11 protein-coding genes are annotated in these 16,337 nt (G+C 52.6%); 4 read left to right on the top strand and 7 right to left on the bottom strand.

The window, feature by feature from the left end; translation table 11 throughout:
• Positions 1–95: 95 nt before the first annotated feature.
• The 4 genes from SH287x_RS03730 to SH287x_RS03715 form a co-directional block, all read right to left on the bottom strand.
• Positions 96–1,709, bottom strand: coding sequence for a permease (locus SH287x_RS03730; protein WP_479517096.1), 1,614 nt, complete (start codon positions 1,707–1,709; stop codon positions 96–98).
• 67 nt (positions 1,710–1,776) lie between these two features.
• The gene (locus SH287x_RS03725) at positions 1,777–2,817 is read right to left on the bottom strand and encodes an AAA family ATPase (RefSeq protein WP_479517095.1); all 1,041 of its coding nucleotides are present in this window, start codon (positions 2,815–2,817) and stop codon (positions 1,777–1,779) included.
• 139 nt (positions 2,818–2,956) lie between these two features.
• Positions 2,957–5,410 carry a transglutaminase TgpA family protein gene (locus tag SH287x_RS03720; RefSeq protein WP_479517094.1) on the bottom strand — a complete coding sequence of 818 codons (2,454 nt, stop codon included), beginning with the start codon at positions 5,408–5,410 and terminating at the stop codon, positions 2,957–2,959.
• On the bottom strand, positions 5,400–6,719 hold the full coding sequence (locus SH287x_RS03715) for a DUF58 domain-containing protein (RefSeq protein WP_479517093.1): 1,320 nt from the start codon (positions 6,717–6,719) through the stop codon (positions 5,400–5,402). Before SH287x_RS03715 ends, SH287x_RS03720 begins: the two co-directional genes overlap by 11 nt.
• A 352-nt stretch (positions 6,720–7,071) precedes the next feature.
• On the opposite strand from SH287x_RS03715, the gene SH287x_RS03710 reads away from it, so the two are divergent.
• A complete protein-coding gene (locus tag SH287x_RS03710) occupies positions 7,072–8,529 on the top strand; it encodes an acyltransferase family protein (RefSeq protein WP_479517092.1) in 1,458 nt (485 codons plus the stop codon).
• Here the strand turns inward: SH287x_RS03710 and SH287x_RS03705 are convergent.
• Positions 8,526–9,209 (bottom strand): metal-dependent transcriptional regulator, encoded by a 684-nt coding sequence (locus tag SH287x_RS03705; protein WP_479517091.1) that lies wholly within the window; start codon positions 9,207–9,209, stop codon positions 8,526–8,528. The two genes, SH287x_RS03710 and SH287x_RS03705, sit on opposite strands and share 4 nt — an antisense overlap.
• Before the next feature lie 343 nt (positions 9,210–9,552).
• On the opposite strand from SH287x_RS03705, the gene SH287x_RS03700 reads away from it, so the two are divergent.
• Together SH287x_RS03700 and lexA are read left to right on the top strand one after the other, a co-directional pair.
• A complete protein-coding gene (locus SH287x_RS03700) occupies positions 9,553–10,932 on the top strand; it encodes a TlpA family protein disulfide reductase (protein ID WP_479517090.1) in 1,380 nt (459 codons plus the stop codon).
• Positions 10,933–11,478: 546 nt separating this feature from the next.
• Positions 11,479–12,075, top strand: coding sequence for a transcriptional repressor LexA (gene lexA / locus SH287x_RS03695; RefSeq protein WP_479517089.1), 597 nt, complete (start codon positions 11,479–11,481; stop codon positions 12,073–12,075).
• 199 nt (positions 12,076–12,274) lie between these two features.
• On the opposite strand, the gene SH287x_RS03690 is transcribed toward lexA, so the two are convergent.
• Both SH287x_RS03690 and hpnC read right to left on the bottom strand, forming a co-directional pair.
• Positions 12,275–13,174: a phytoene/squalene synthase family protein gene (locus SH287x_RS03690; RefSeq protein ID WP_479517088.1), complete on the bottom strand. Its 900-nt coding sequence runs from the start codon at positions 13,172–13,174 to the stop codon at positions 12,275–12,277.
• A gap of 86 nt (positions 13,175–13,260) precedes the next feature.
• Positions 13,261–14,301, bottom strand: coding sequence for a squalene synthase HpnC (gene hpnC, locus SH287x_RS03685; RefSeq protein ID WP_479518654.1), 1,041 nt, complete (start codon positions 14,299–14,301; stop codon positions 13,261–13,263).
• A 370-nt stretch (positions 14,302–14,671) separates the two neighbouring features.
• On the opposite strand from hpnC, the gene der reads away from it, so the two are divergent.
• The gene (gene der / locus SH287x_RS03680) at positions 14,672–16,165 is read left to right on the top strand and encodes a ribosome biogenesis GTPase Der (RefSeq protein WP_479517087.1); all 1,494 of its coding nucleotides are present in this window, start codon (positions 14,672–14,674) and stop codon (positions 16,163–16,165) included.
• Positions 16,166–16,337: the final 172 nt, after the last annotated feature.

Here is a 16,337-nt window from a genome sequence, read left to right as displayed (position 1 = left end):
ATCATTCCTGGCAGGCTACTCGCTGTATCTCGTACCAATGACAATCTCTGGCCAATTCGTATTAACGCCGCACGATCAAGCCTACAACCAGAGGATCATTTCCCTTGTGAAACGGCGTTAACGCCGGAATGTAAAAAAGCATTCCGGCAATCGCTATTCAGCGAAAAGAGATCTTGCGAGAGCTTCTTCACATCTTCCGAAGACTTCTGACTGATCGCCGTTCCGACTTCCTGAAGCCGGGCGCTCAGAAGATCTTTCGATGCCTTCGCGGCTGCAGACACAGACTGGCCACGAAGAATGGCGCTGGGGATCAACTTCCCCAACTGCTGATTCCAGGCTGCTAACCGAGGGGCTGCAATTTCAAATTGCTCCTGCTTGATCGCAGTTAACGCTTCCGCACGGATGCCACTGATATCGTCGAAGATCTCTTCAACCGGCGGGTAATAGATATAAATTAAAATCGCAGTACAGATTGCCGCCCCCGCAACGACCAACCGCTGAATCCATCGTGGCGACAAAGGCTGGTTCCAGAATGACTTCTTCGATGCAGAAGTTGTTCCAACGGACAAATGCTTCCAGGCAGGGAAAAGGTCTCGAACTGTCGTTATCCCTCGCAATCGCAAGACAGTCCCCATGCCAATAACCACCAATATCAGCGCGAGACTCCAACCGTTGGCATCGCTCGAATAGGTCGTGGCACTGGCCCAGAGTTGCCATGCCGAAGGAATACTGGCATACGTTCCAAACGGCTGTGACAGATTGTCAATCGCATGCGTCTCGTCATCATCGGTAGGAAGCTTGGGAACCGTGGCATTGGCCACATAGCCAATGGTGAACGCAATCATCATCACCACCAGTGTAACTGCCAATGCGCGGCGTAAACCCAGTGATTTTCCAGCAAAAATCAGGCTCGGAAGGCTCAGTCCCACTCCGAATAACTGCAGGATGAGGGCGGCAGCCAAAGACCAGTGAACCTTTTCCATCGCCGCCACTTGCATCACCCCGGTCGCGGGAGCAACAAATTGCGTGGTGACAGCGACCAGCATGATCCAGGGTGCCCAAAGATTACCAGCCCCCATCACATGCCCGATACTATCAGCGGGAATCAGGGCGGCTGTCATTCCAGAAGCAACAATCCCAAGTACGATCCACCCCAACGCATTCCCCGCCAGAATGCGACATGCCGCAAACAGCAGATTGATCATGCGAAGCACGCCAACATCCGGCTCAGACTCATTCACCTCACCAGTCTCAGTTCCCGTTAATAAAGCCACCCCGCTCTGCCCTTCAGTGAGAGTCAGTTGCTCAGCGGAAGTCAATCGTTCTACCAACCAGCCTGTGGCGAGAGAGAGAGCCAGAGCACTCACAACGATCGTCATGAACATAGGCCAGGTCAGGATGGTTAATCCGTAACAGATCGTGATCGGATTGAGCAGCGGGCCGGAAATCGCAAATGCCAGTATCCGGGAAAGGCTGACGCGTGCCGCTCGCATTTCCAACAAGACGGGAATCACGCCCAATGAACAGACAGGAAGCAGCGCCCCGCTGGCTGTCGTCGACAGAAGCCCACGCCAGCCCCGCTGGGAGAAAAATCCGTGCAGATGACGCGGCCCAACCACCACATGCAGAAAAGCGGCCACAACGCATCCCACCAGTACGGTAGGTGCCGCCTCAACAGCAGCCTGCAAAGTTCGAATGAGAAACGTCACCAGAACAATCATGACAGCACTCAAAGTGGCTAGAAGAGGTAAAAAAACAGGAAAATCCCAGACAGTTTCAGAGAGCCGGCACCGGGACAGGAACCGATTCGATCAATTCTTCAATGAGTATTTGCGACGAATCTCCATCCACAGCCAACCGCACAGCAAGCACAGGTCGTGCCACATCCTGAAGGTCACTGGGCGTTACAAAATCACGCCCTTTCAGCCAGGCCCACGCCTGCGCTAACCGCTGCCAGATCAGCAGGGCGCGCGGACTCAGGCCCAGGGTAATTCGCGGATGGAGACGTGAAACGCGGGCAAAGTTGACCAGATACTCCTGGACACATGCCGGCACAGCGACTGTAGCCACCAGATGCTGAAGCTCTGCCAATTCCTCCGGCGACAAACATTTCTCCTGAGGCTGACGCCCCGCAGGTGCCAGATGGCCTGACGAAATGACGGCAGCAGCCAGCATCCGCGCTTCGTCGTCAGCCTCGGGATAGCCAATCGAAAGTTTCACGGCAAATCGATCAAGCTGCGCTTCGGGAAGCGGATAAGTCCCATGCTGCTCATGAGGATTCTGAGTGGCGATCACAAAGAATGTCGATGGCAAGGAATACGTTGACCCATCAACCGTAACCTGTCGCTCAGCCATCGACTCCAGCAAAGCGCTTTGAGTTCGGGGAGTTGCTCGATTGATTTCGTCAGTCAGCAAAATTTCGGTAAACACTGGCCCTTCGCGAAACTCAAATTCCTGTGTCTTCTGGTTGTAGATATTGAAGCCCGTCAGATCACTGGGAAGAAGATCTGGCGTGCATTGCACGCGACTGAACCGGCCACCAATCGATTGCGCCAGCCCTTTGGCTAATGTCGTTTTTCCTAATCCCGGCTTGTCCTCCAGCAGGACATGCCCTTTTGCCAGAAGTGAAGCCAGTACAAACTCCACCACGTCAGGCTTACCCAGCAATGTGCCATTAAGGCATTGCCGCAGCTTCTCGACTTGAAGTCGAAAATCGACTTGTGAACGGCATTCACTCCGAGAGTCCACCACATTTTCTGTGGACATCGTCTTCGGCTTGGGAATTGTTTCGAGCGAAGAGTCAGTTGCAATGCTCATAGATAACTGCCTGGTCGTTTGTTGTCATTAAGAAGGGAGATGAAATCAGTTGTCACATGGCCTGAGATGGGGTGATCATTAAGGACAACAAGCCACCGGATTCAGACAACGGTAAGACATGCCTGGAGGAAACCCTGGGTTATTTCAGAAGTCTCGCCCAACGCCAAGATGACCATTCAGTGATCAAAGACTGCGTCACCCATTTCAGAGATTGCCGATCTGTCATGGCATTGGCGGCACCAGAGGATCGAGGCTCTTGACGCCCTTCATAGAAGTCCTGCCCCACTGTTCCATAAGCCGCAAGATCACATCCATCCGCGAACTGCTGAAGCTGATTGAGAAGTGGCGTGAAGTCTCGTTTAGATGGCTCCGCCCGCCCACTCGCCGAAATCACATGGCTAGAACTCAATACGGGAGATCGCTGGGAGGATCGAGTTGCCAGAGATGCTGCCATCTCTCGTAACCAGCGATTCATTGTCTGATGCGCGGGGCGACGATAACCTGCTGCGCGAAGCCGGGCTTCTAAAACCCGAGAAGCAGCAAGGATTGCCTGTCGCGCGGTTGGAAATGACCGACATCTCCATAAAATCGCCATGACTTCGGCTGCGAGCGCATCACGTTGAAACCATCCCACGATAATAAGCGTGACAGCAGCCATCACGAGTACGAGATTTCTCCAAAGCAGCAGCAAAGCATGCCACGCCACTAACCCCAGGCGTTCAGCAAGAGTTGGTGGAGGCCCAAGAACGGTGTAACCCGGAGTCGGCTCGACCGTCAGCCACCAGTGCAGTCCGCCATGAACCTCGACCCAGGTATGAACGTCCTCTTTCAAAATCGGCGTCTGCTTCAGACGATTGTCGTAGCGGTCATCCCTCGCATAGAGTCCTGCCACCAGACGCGAAGGATAACCTGCAGCCCGCAACAACATGGCTGCGGCATTCGCAAAGTGATAGTCACTACCACGTCGCGACTCAAACAAAAACCAGGCAGGAACGTTGGTGCAATCGGCAGGTGGCCGGGCTTCCTTATCGACGGTGAAATTGTTGCGAAGATAGTCACGAATCGCTGCGATTTGATTCCAGCCACGAGGATGGCCGCGTGTAATCTGATCGACCAGTTCCTCAACCCGGACGAGGAATTCATCATCAGGAAGACCAAGATACTGGCTGGCTCCTGCTGGAAAAATCGCGTGGCTGTTCAGCAACAGCCGCTCATCAATCGGTGCTGACTGCAAATGAATCACCGTTAAATCCGGGATTCGTTCACGATCGAGCCTCAAACGTCCAGGAGAAGCCCAGCGATAAAACGACGGATCAACCAACTGGTCAATCATCACCGCCTCAAGTCCGGGAGGCGAAGGAATCGCGTTGGTCTCCAGTTGAACCAGTTTCACCGCATGGAGTTCACTTGCCGCATAATGCTGAGGTCGAGTATCGACGGGCAGCAAATACCATGGTTTTCCCTTCACTTCACGTATGGTGGCATTGCTGGCACCATACGTGGGTTCAACTTCAGCATGCCAGAGAACACCGTCAAAATCGGCGAAGGTCTCCAGTGAAAGATGAAGGGGCACTCTTCCCACAACAAAAGCCAGCGCCTCACTGACAAGATCCTGGGGACGTTTCTGCTGAGGAGCCACCGATTCACGAAGAGTCGAGAACGGTCGACCACCTGATTGCGCCTTCGACATTTTCTGTTCCGCCGACGAACGAAACTGCCGCGGCAACGCGATGGCCCGATCCTGCTTCATGGGCATGATCGGTTCGTCATAGGTATCGTCAAACAGATCATAAAGGCTGGGATCATGTGACGTCATGAACGGAGCATCATCGATCGGCGCGAAACTCTTGACGTTCTCACTTCCTGCAATAATGGCATCACCATCATTGACGCCACCCCGCGCCCAGGGGCTTGAGTCGCCCGTCCCGCCCGAACTGGGAACCAGACCCGGCAAACCACGAGCAGCCTCTGAGAATGTCAACGGGATGACCGACAGAGCAATAGCCAGCGACACAGGAACGATCAGAAGCCAACGCCGGGGAAATTTTTTCTCCACCGACGAAACCAGATGGACACTCAACCGCTCCCAATGACGGCCCATCAGCCAGCCAATTCCAATCGCCAGATATCCCAGAACAAAGAGCTGCAACCACCAGGGCTTACCAACGGCCGCTGAAAAGATCAGCAAAAAGGTGGCCAGAATCACCGCCTGGCTTCGTGCATCCCGCCAGAAGTTCACAATCGTGAGTGCCAGCACGACGGACTGCAAAGCCAGAAGCAATAGCAGTTCCAACGGTAGCCACAGACCCAGACGACCACGAATCATAAGCTCCAGGCCAAAAACAGTCCCAGCCAGAACCCCGGTGGCAAGAAGGGATGGTTCCGCATCCATTTCCTTGAGTTCACGTCGACCGCGCAGGAATTGGCCAATCACCGCCCCGGCAACGACCGCAATCAAAAGTTTGGAAATCGCGATGCCCCACGACAGGCCAACACCGCGTTCTGGCTCACCCAGTACAAGCTCAAAAGCCACGAAGGAAACCACCACCAGCAAATAGGTCAGTCCGCTACTAAGACGCCCATTAACCCACATGGCAGACCCTCTTCCATTCCCGCTGAAACTGCTCCCCCAGGTTCGGTTTCAAATCAAGCCAGATCGCCTGACGACACGCATCAGCATGAGAGTGATGATCGTTGCAGTGATGCCCCTCGCATGTCCGAATAACAATCATCCGCCCTGATTCTTCATGAGGCAGATGTGCCCCATGAATCGACTGGTCTGTCACGACCGACAGATGAAAACCGCCCCGGTGACATTGATGAGCCACATGAGTCGAATCCTTCGTCATGGCCACCCGTGCCAGCGCATCCAGCAATTGGCGACGCCCTGCGGATCCGGGTTCAACGGCAAAAAGCTGCCCACCCACATGGCAACGAACCGCACTGCTGGCCTCTAAATAGGCCACACTCAAACTCGCCGAGATCCGAACCGCCCAGTTGAACGAGGAATCAACGTCATGCTCATCACCAGAATGAATCGACTCGTCGGTCGGCAAATCGATTTCCACTTGTGATTGAATCGACGCCTGCCGCTCAATCACGATCAGACGACGATGCCGAGCCGTTTGAGCCCAATGCACCCGGCGGAGAGAATCTCCCTGGCGATAAGGACGAGTTCCCAGCAGATCCCCCTGATCACCCACCCGATGCGAAGAAAACACTTCGGCAGTGGGGTTGGCGACAGACACATCAAGCAACGACCCAAGTGGCACAATCCGAGGCCACACCAGAAGACGACTCCCCACCTTCAAAGAACGGGACGCTGATCGAAAACCGAAGGGAAAGGCAGACTCCAGACGCGGAACGCTTTTCGGATAGTCTCCACGAACCGCCGGCTTCCATTCCCACGCAAATCGTGACTGAGTCCCTCCCGCAACTGAAGCGAGTGAAACCCAATACCGACCATCAGACGCTGGCTTTCCAATACCATCACTATCTGTTCCCACTTCTCGATTCTCCATCTGAGAACAGGAAACATGCGGCATCTGCACGGTCAGGCCCCAAACCGGCCATGGCCAGCGATTCGTAACATTCAGCGTCACACGAACCGATTCTCCCTCGCTGATCCGAGCACGATCAAACTGCAACTCCCCCTCGACACCCCACATGCTTAATGTGGGCCAGAGATAACCCAGCAGGAGAATCAGCATCGCTCCCGCCACCCCGATCAACGACAAGGGATTGAGCCAGATCGTGCAGGCAATGGCAGCAAGAATCGCTAACCCCAGAAACGCCAAAGGCTGCTTGACCCAATAGACCCAGCGATTCGCCCAGGGACAAAAGTCATAGGTCAAAAGCGTCTGGAAAGCTTCACAGGCCTTGAAGAAGTGTCTTTGAAGCACAATGAGTTCCCGCCGATAAATCGATATTGACGACGTGTGGAAGACACTCCACCTCACAACAACGCACAACAACTGCAATAATCCTTGTTTCTCTTTAACAATCAATAGGACGCATAATCAGAATCCGTAATTTCACAGTAAATTGTTATCTCTCAACAACATACATTCATGAATCATCAACTGATGAACTCATGGAAAGATCTCCGGGAACGCTTTGAGCGATGGTCATGACAAATGATTTGCGTAAAGTTTGAACTGAGACCAAAGCAATCAAAAATCAGAAAATCGGCCTGCCACCGGTTTGGAAAATCTGATATTTCACCTCTCTTGGAAAACCCCTTGCAGGAAACGCATGACCAGTACTCATCCAGCCAGGGACGGCTTGGATCAGGCCGTACCAACTCGTCCAGCGACTCGGGTCATGGGGCTTGATGCTCTTCGGGCTGGAGGTGCGCTACTGGTTGTCCTGCTCCATGCGGCGATTCCTTACCTGGAGGAACCGATGGCCGGCCTGGTTTGGCCAGCCCGATCATCAGAAAGCTCGGCTCTGGCCAACGCGCTGTTCTGGTGGATCGAATCGTTCATCATGCCACTATTTTTCTGTCTGAGTGGCTATGGCTGCTGGATGAGCCTGAAGAATCGCGGCACAAAAGAATTTCTCTACGCCCGCTGGAATCGGTTGGGTGCTCCTCTGCTGGCAGCAGCCTGTGTCATCCTGCCGATTGAACTCTATCTGTGGATTGGTGGCTGGGTTTTGAATGGAGAACTTCCTGTTCAAAAACTTTTCAGCCTGAAACTCACCGGGTCTTATGCTCAAGCCTGGGGACTGAGCCACCTGTGGTATCTCCAATACCTACTGGTGATCAGCATCATTTTTGGCCTGGTTGATATGGCCGTTCGCTCTTTGAAAAGCCCCGCAGTCAGCATTCCAGTTCACTCTAAGAGTCGAACCGGGACGGCTCCCTCTCCCCTCGTGGGAGAGGGTTGGGGTGAGGGGGCCGATGAACCAGCCGTTTTTCCAGAGCCAAGACCAATCCCCTCATCTGATCTGCGGCCACCTTCTTCCTCAAAGCGAGTAGGGTTTGAGCGTTTTCGGATAGCCTCTAAGCCATCCACGGGCTTTCAATTGCTGATGTTGGGCATGTTAGGCCTGCTTTTCCTGTCAATCACCGCGACTTTGACCTGGCAGCCTGAAGTGGTCACTGGCTTTCAACACGGATTTCTGCCGGATTTTGCCAAGCTGGCCTACTCAGCCGAGTTCTTCCTGCTCGGTGCATTACTGGCCTATGCAGACGCAGCGTGGCCATTGAAAGGGGAGAAAATCACAATGCTCCTCTTCATCACCTCCATCGTGTGCAGCGTTGTCTCTCATGCGGAGTTTCAACAAGCGGCCGCATTCTCCACCCTCGTTTCCACAGAACCGCTCTATCAGCGTCTGATGGGGGGATTGCTGCTGTCAATCACTGCGATGTGCTGGACATTAACCTGTTGGAGCGGCGCACAACTCATTCCCAGAATTCCTACCACAATAGCCATGTTGGCTGCGGCTTCATTCTGGATTTACCTTGTCCACCACCCCATTGTCGCCGCCCTGGAAATTCTTGCGGTTCAAACTGCGATCCCGGCCATCATCCAGTTCCCTCTTGTGGCCTCGGGAACCCTGGCACTTTCGTGGTGGAGCTACCACGCATTCATCGAATCCACAAAAATTGACAAGTTTCTCAATGGACAACCCTTCCGCACTCAGAAATTGCCTGCCAAAGAGAAGCCCCTCAACATTCCAACACTTCCCACGCGGAAAGCGGCTTAATCACCAGCCTGTGCCTCATCGACAATGACTTGCAAATGAGCAGCTGCCGAATGGCCCAGGTTCAGTTTCCGACCCGCTAAATCGATGGCCACAATTCCGGCTTCGGGATTGTTCTGCTCGACAACTCCATCGACACCAATTTCAACGCCCGAATCTGTAAGAAACCGCAGAAACGCCGAATCCTGATTCACCACACGGCTGAGACGAAATCGAGAACCGGCTGTGACCTCTGCTAAAGATGCCATCGGTTGTTCCGGGCCACGCATGACTCCGTCGGAAGCCGGGATCGGATCTCCATGCGGATCGGAAGCCGGGCGACCAAGAAATTCGTCGATCCGTTCTACCAGAAAATCGCTGACAGCATGCTCCATATGCTCAGCCTCTTCATGAACCTGATCCCAGGTTAAATGAAGTGTTTCGACAAGAAACAGTTCAATCAGCCGATGCCGCCTCAGCACTCGCAACGCCAAAGTTCGCCCGGTTTCTGTCAGCGCGACTCCCCCGTAAGGCCGGTATTCAGCCAGATTCGCCTCGCTCAACGTTTTCAGCATGCTGGTCACTGACCCTGGCGAAACATTCAGTTCCGCAGCCAGTTGACCAGTGGTCACCCAGTGCTGCTGGTGCTTCAAACTAATCTGGAGCATTGCTTTGAGATAATTTTCAACAGTCAGGCTGGTCATGAATCAGGCTCAATCTCTGAGTGCCTGTCCGAGAATACTCCCTCTCCCGCTTGCGGGAGAGGGCCGGGGTGAGGGTCGATGAATCACAAGTGTTAACACTGGCAACGCTCGCCCCCTCATCCGGCCTGCGGCCACCTTCTCCCTCAGGGAGAAGGATTTAAGAGTTTCCGGACAGACACTAACATGGCTCGTAATGAATTTTCTGCCCCCCGAGTCTTTCGCTTTGAGGAAGATTGTGCAACCGCTCTTGTCCCAACGGCGGATTTTGCCGTAGAACATCCTTGCTGCCCAAGGGAGTATGGAATTGCCCTGACGGCCACCGCACTCGACAAGGATGTCACGTATGCTTCGCCGCATCAGTAAACAATCACTTTATCTCGGCTTCTTGACCATCATTTCCGCAGGATGCGGCGGTAATCCAGCAGCCACACCTTCCGCACAAACACCTTCTGCGGAGAGCGGAGCCGTCACGACGGTCTCTGATTCGGCTCCCCTGATCACGCCAGGCCCTTCGGGGAGTGGTTTACCTGTTGCATCAATCGCGGCCCCCGGAGCGGCTTTGTTATCCAGCGATGAAGAAGAATTCTCTGGAGACCTTCCTCAAACTCCTGAACCGGAAAAAGGAAGTCCCGAATGGGCCATTCGAGAAATCCTCAGTATCCGCTTAAAGCCCTACCCCGTCATTGAACCAGCAACCACAAACGATGCTGCCGCTCAGGCCAAACTCAAAGAACAGATGGAGCAGCAGAAAAATCTCCGAACTGAACGTAATCGCGAGATCATTTCCCTGGCGACCAGTGCTTTAGCAGCCACCGCCAAAGACCCTGCTCAGGAGAGAATTTTCACCGTTGCTGCTCACCATCTCCTCGAAAGTCAATTGCAATTGGCACTTCAGGGAGACGCGGAGAGCACTGCGGGTCTGTATGATATTGCTGCTGTTTTCTATGAAAAACGCCCTGAATCTGATGCCGCCGCTGAAGCCCAACTCACCGTGGTCAGCCTGGCTCATTCCAATGCACTTCGCTCCAACGAAGCCGAGCCGAAATGGCTGGTCGAACTCTCTCGGCAGGCCCAGCTTTATGCGACTCGTTTCCCGAAAGAAACAGCAAAAAGCTTGCCTCTGCTTTTGGCCGCTGCAACCAGTTGTGAAATGAACCACCAGCCGGAAGAAGCCCTGGCCTGTTATCGACTTCTGGAAAAGAGTTTTCCCAACACCGCAGAAACACAACAAATCACCAATGTCCTTCGCCGGTTAGACCTTCCCGGAAAGTCATTGGAACTCGCTGGCCCCGCATTGGACGGCAATTTTATCACCATGGAGGAATACCGTGGTAAAGCCGTCCTCGTGGTCTTCTGGTCGACAGCTTCCAAACCATTCCGTGATCAACTCCCTCAGCTCACAGAGCTTGCCAAGAAGTATGAAAAATACGCCACCGTTGTTGGCGTCAACCTGGATTTGGAAGAGTCAGCCATTGACCGGTTTCTGGAAGAGACCGGACTGGCATGGCCTCAGATTTTTCACTCCGAACGCAACAAGCGAGGCTGGAGCCATCCACTCGCCACACATTACGGAATCAACACCGTACCAACGCTCTGGCTGATCGATCCACAGGGCGTGGTGGTTGCAACTGATGTGCAGGCGGCAACACTGGAACCTGTACTTCGTGAAACGCTGCTCAAGCACATGCGAGCTGCCAAATCAAAAGAGGCCAATAGCAATTGACCCGTCATTCAACGACAATGTTCCTAAAAAAGGGGGGCTTGCCATCACCGGCAGGCTCCCCTTTTTTATTTTCTGAAATGACTGGGGATTTTAGAAATATTTAGAAAGCCATGTAATTTTCAATGGTAGAAGCTCAGTAAGCCTCTTTTTCCGCGAGTCTCGCCGTGATTTTTCTGCCTTGAGGGCACGTTTCTTACGGACTTGCGATGGGTAAAAGCCTCATCAGATTTCTCTCTGAGATTGTCAGCCTTTACCGCAGCGAATGGTGTTCAGAACAGAAGCAGATAGAGTTCATCGCCATGGTTCTTGTGAACACGTGGCACGACCATACATTGCTGAATTTTCTGTTATCTGAATAGAGTGCCATTCGTGTTTTCCCTTCAGATCGTTTGTCATCTGTGAACAAAAGTCGCAATAATCGCTTGTTCTCTTGACGTCAGTATATTAGAGTTTACTCTAGTTCTTCCGGGTGAAGTTCATGTTGAACGCTAACAGGCAGCGGTCAGCTTTCACCCTCCCCAATGAATCACTCATAGGAAACGGAGCATGAAAGTAAACCTGACCACTCGCCAAAAGGAGATTTACGACTTTCTCCGCGATAAGATTATGAACCGTGGTTATGGGCCAACGGTTCGTGAAATTGGGACACACTTCGGTATCCGCTCACCGAACGGCGTGATGTGTCACCTCAAAGCCCTTGAACGTAAGGGGCTGATTTCTCGTGAATCGCATATGTCGCGAGCCATTCAACTGGCAGACAGTCCCGCATCACGGATGACGCTGCCGTTAGCTGGTCAGATTGCGGCTGGCACCCCTGTCCTCGCTGAACAGCAGGAAGAACGGGTCGATTTTAGCCATCTCTTTGATGCCGAAGACCATTACTGCTTAAAGGTCAAAGGCGATTCGATGATCGAAGACCAGATTGCAGAAGGCGATTTTGTCATCATCAAGCGACAAGCTGACGCTCGCGACGGGGAAATCGTTGTGGCTTTGGTCGATGGAGTCGATGCCACTCTCAAGAGGTTCTACCGTGAGCCAACCCGTATCCGGCTGGAACCTGCCAACAGCACCATGAAACCGATCTTCTCCAACCGCGTTGAAGTGCTCGGCATTCTGATCGGTGTGATTCGTCAATACGCCTGAAGCCACGCTCCAACAGCATCAGCCACTGACTTAACTGACAATAAAAAGTATCGTGAGATCGTCTTCAGACTTCTCACGATACTTTTTTTATAGACTGCTTCATCGCTGGTTTTTGGATTGAGGAGAAAACCAATTGTTCGATGGAGCAACTGCATGCGCGACTACGCAGGAAACCCCAAGCTAAAGCCGTGACACGGCGCTAGCTGGCTGAGCGGAGAAGAGAACGGCCTACCAACCACAGTTTCCGCCAGGTCGGGACACGTATTCGTTCTTGAAAGACATTGAACTGAGCACGCTCTACTCGCCATAACAATTCAAAATAGGTATCAGTCATTGCCTTAAAAATCGGACGGCCTGCTGGTTCTAATAAACTATACAGCGACATGGCCTCGTCATAATTCGCGCGTGTCACACGTGCCATCTGCTGCATGGCAGCCACAAATTCTGGAGTGTAGGCACGACTTCTTAACTCCTGAGGTGAGTAGCCGTTAGCCAACATCACTTCTGTGGGGAAATAGATACGCCCCAGATCAAGGTCAGTCGCAACATCCCGGAGAATATTCGTGTACTGCAACGCACGACCGCAAGCCAATGCCGGCTCCACAGCTTCCGGCCCACGAAAACCCCAAATGTGAATACAGCACAAACCCACCGCTCCTGCCACATGGTAGGAGTAATTTTCCAAATCATTCAACGTGGCGATATTGACGGGATGCAGATCCATCTCGACTCCGCTGATGACGTCGGACAAATACCGCGGAGGAATCTTGAATCGACGCACAGTATCAGCCAGTGCCGGCATTAATGGATGCGTGCCAGTTTCACCATCAAGAGCGTCTGACAATGCCGTTCGCCAGAAAGCCAGTTTCTTGGCGCGTTCTTCCGGCGAATAGGAACCATCATCCCCCAGATCATCTGTAATACGCATGAAACTATAGAGAGCCATCATCGCCCGCCGTCGCTCTGCGTTGAGCGTATAGAATGACAAGCGAAAATTGGAACGAGAACGCTTCGTCAACTCCGTGCACCAGAGATAAGACTCGGCCATCGTCAAAGGCCGTTCTTCAATCACAGTGGATGCTCTCGTCTCCATGTTCATGCAATACCACCCACTTACGCCCTTGTTAGAGAAAGAGACTTGTCATTTTTCATCGAAGATTGACCGGACACAGGGAATCAAAAATTTCATGTGACCTTTTCGTGTGAATCAACATGGTCACAGTCGCTTTGTCGGGACTTTCCAGCAGTCAACTTCCGCCAGAGTGCCCCGGCAAGCAATCCCATCGCATCCCATTTCGTCACCTTAGGACGTTGCTCCAGCACACGAAAGCCCGTCTGTTCGATTCGGTCAAGAATTTTCTGCCCACCCGCTACGAAGAGATCAATATCCAGCCTTAACGTGGGAGTGATATGCTCGATCAGGGGCATGCCGTCGAAAAAAAATTTCCGCGTCCGCTCCACTTGAAAAGCCATCAGCCGCCGAAATTCGGGTGTCGAAGAATGTCCTGCCAGGGTCTCGCGACTGACCTGAAAATCTGCCAGATCTTCGGCGGGGAGGTAAACGCGATTGATCGCAAAATCCCGTGCCACATCCTGCCAGAAATTGGCCAGTTGCAAACCCGTGCAGATCGAATCCGACCACAAAAAATTCTGTGGTGAGTTGTCGCGTCCCAGATAAAGGACAATCCGGCCCACAGGATTAGCACTCAGTCGACAGTAATCCAGCAGATCATCGAACGTTTGATAAGTCGTTTGAGTCTGATCCTGTTGAAAAGCTGAGATCAAATCGAGAAACGGATCGGCCGGGATCTGAAACGTCGTGATTGTTTCTTTAAGTGCAATCATCACTGGATGCCGCCTGATCAACATGTTGTCGACCGACATATCACTGAAGGGCAACTTCAAAGAACTGAACGATCTTTCTGGATAGCAGGTCTGTAATTCCTGTTGCCACCAGTTCAGAAGTTCCAGGGATCGAAGGGGATCCCCCGTTTCGTCACTCAGGTCGTCAGCCCAGCGGCAAAAGGCATAAACGTTATAAAAATGAGTATGCAGGTTTTTCGGTAAGAACCAGGAGACCAGCGGAAAATTCTCGTAATGGCGACGAGCCAGCTGGCGACAATAAGCTTGAGCGTCACTCAACGATAATGGCTCGGCGCGATTGTCCGGCCCAAATTCTCGCAGTTCCTCAGCAAACGGTCGCCAACGTTCACCTTGATCTGCCATCACGCACATATCCGCCACGAATTGATAAAACCGCCAGAAATAAGCTGACTCAAGAGATTGGAAGTCGGATTCTCAGGAGTTATCAGGCGAAACACAACCAAATTGTCCTCTTTGGATATGTCTTGATCAGCCCCTCTCTCTCCCCGGAAGGTAATCCATGGGGCAGCAATGCGGAAATGACCTGGAGTTGGTATCCTCTGTGCAGTGAGAGTGGGTTTGAGCATCTTCTCCCCCCCGGCTGGTTGAGCGTAATGGCTCAACAAACTGGTTGAGCCTTCCAACACACCTCAAGACATTTGCGCAGTAATAACTGCCGATCACAGCATTCCGCTGTGCTTCCATTGATTTCGTGTTGAAGTGAACTTGTTTTATGTCGATTCCCAAAGTTGCCATCGTGGGTCGCCCCAACGTCGGTAAAAGCTCCCTCCTCAACTGGCTGGCCCAAAAACGAATTTCCGTTGTCGATCCCACAGCGGGCGTGACCCGAGATCGTGTCATGTACCTCATGCACGAAGGCGATCGATATTTTGAACTCGTTGATACCGGCGGGATCGGGATCGTTGATGTTGACGATCTCAGTGAAGAAATCGACCAACAGATTGAAGTTGGCATTCAGGAAGCCGATCTGATCCTCTTCGTCGTGGACGGATCCGTCGGCTTGACATCCCTCGATCTGGAAGTCTCTCGCCGGCTCAGGCCCATCAATGTCGCCAAAGTGATTGTCGTTAATAAGTGCGATTCTCCCAAACTGGACATGGAGTTAGGGCCGTTCTACGCATTGGCCGATGCCCCGCTGGTGATCACCAGTGTGAAAGGAAATCGGAACCGCTCCGACCTTCTTCAAGCCATTCTCGAGCACCTTCCAGAGGCCAACGAAGAAGAACAGACCGACGGGGAACATGACGCCGCCGATCCTGAACTGAAACTGGCAATTGTGGGCCGGCGTAACGTCGGGAAAAGCACTTTTGTCAACGCGCTCGCCGAAGCAGAACGTATGATCGTCAGCGAAATTCCCGGCACGACCCGCGATAGTGTTGATGTTCGCTTTGAACTGGATGGCAAGTCTTTTATTGCCATCGATACTCCTGGCGTTCGCAAGCGCAAGTCGCTGGCTAATGACATCGAATGGTATGGCCTGGCCCGCGCCAAACGGAGCATTCGCCGGTCGCATGTCGTCCTGATGTTCTTTGACTGCACGCAGCCAATCTCACGTGTCGACAAGCAGTTGGTTCATGAGATTTATGAATACCACAAGCCCTGTATTTTCGTAGTGAATAAGTGGGATCTTCACGGCGACCAGGAGATGGAAGCGTGGAATGATTATTTGTTGCAGAACTTTGCCAGCATGCGACATGTCCCGCTGGCGTTCATCACCGGGATGACGGGGAAGAACGTTAAGAAACTGATCAACCTTGCTCAGTCAATCTTCAAGCAGGCCCGTGTGCGAGTCGGCACCGGGGAACTCAATCGCCTCGTGAAAAAGGCCATTAAAAACTGGCCGCCACCCATGCGCCAGAATCGCAATGTCAAAATTTACTATGCGACCCAGGTAGCGATCGAACCGCCGACACTGGTTCTCAAATGCAATGACGCGCAACTGATCGATGACAGTTGGAAACGGTATCTGCTCGGCGTTTTCCGGGAAGAACTCCCTTTCAACGAAGTCCCTATCAAGCTCTATTTCCGCAGCCGCGAGACCGATTCTGAAGGCCGGATTAAGCCGCGTAATGCCGAAGAACGTGATGAGTTGCTCGAATTCGCTGAAGAATTCAGCGACGAAGACGAAATCATCTACGATGGCGAAGAAGATTTTGAAGCGGGAACTGCTGCTTCTGATGAAACCGATTTCGATGACGATCGTTGAACGGGATGCCGAACCGTTCTTTTACCAATAGCAAAGGAACGGTTTAGCCAGCAATAAGCCAATCGCTGCCTCTGACAAAAGATGAGCACAAAAGCTCGCTGACTCAATGACCTGGTGTCAATGAAAAGACATCAGGTCATTTTGTCAGCTTTGTAAGCCTGGCAGTGAGAAA

Source organism: Planctopirus sp. SH287 (assembly GCF_056500625.1).
Note: the sequence above shows the minus strand (reverse complement) of the source record. Positions and strands in the feature narration are given on the sequence as shown.

Bases quoted from the DNA above. Each gene is read 5' to 3' on its own strand.
- SH287x_RS03725 (WP_479517095.1), bottom strand. From the start codon at position 2,817: ATGAGCATTGCAACTGACTCTTCGCTCGAAACAATTCCCAAGCCGAAG.
- lexA (WP_479517089.1), top strand. From the start codon at position 11,479: ATGAAAGTAAACCTGACCACTCGCCAAAAGGAGATTTACGACTTTCTC.
- SH287x_RS03710 (WP_479517092.1), top strand. From the start codon at position 7,072: ATGACCAGTACTCATCCAGCCAGGGACGGCTTGGATCAGGCCGTACCA.
- SH287x_RS03720 (WP_479517094.1), bottom strand. From the start codon at position 5,410: ATGTGGGTTAATGGGCGTCTTAGTAGCGGACTGACCTATTTGCTGGTG.
- der (WP_479517087.1), top strand. From the start codon at position 14,672: ATGTCGATTCCCAAAGTTGCCATCGTGGGTCGCCCCAACGTCGGTAAA.
- SH287x_RS03690 (WP_479517088.1), bottom strand. From the start codon at position 13,174: ATGAACATGGAGACGAGAGCATCCACTGTGATTGAAGAACGGCCTTTG.
- hpnC (WP_479518654.1), bottom strand. From the start codon at position 14,301: ATGGCAGATCAAGGTGAACGTTGGCGACCGTTTGCTGAGGAACTGCGA.
- SH287x_RS03700 (WP_479517090.1), top strand. From the start codon at position 9,553: ATGCTTCGCCGCATCAGTAAACAATCACTTTATCTCGGCTTCTTGACC.
- SH287x_RS03705 (WP_479517091.1), bottom strand. From the start codon at position 9,209: ATGACCAGCCTGACTGTTGAAAATTATCTCAAAGCAATGCTCCAGATT.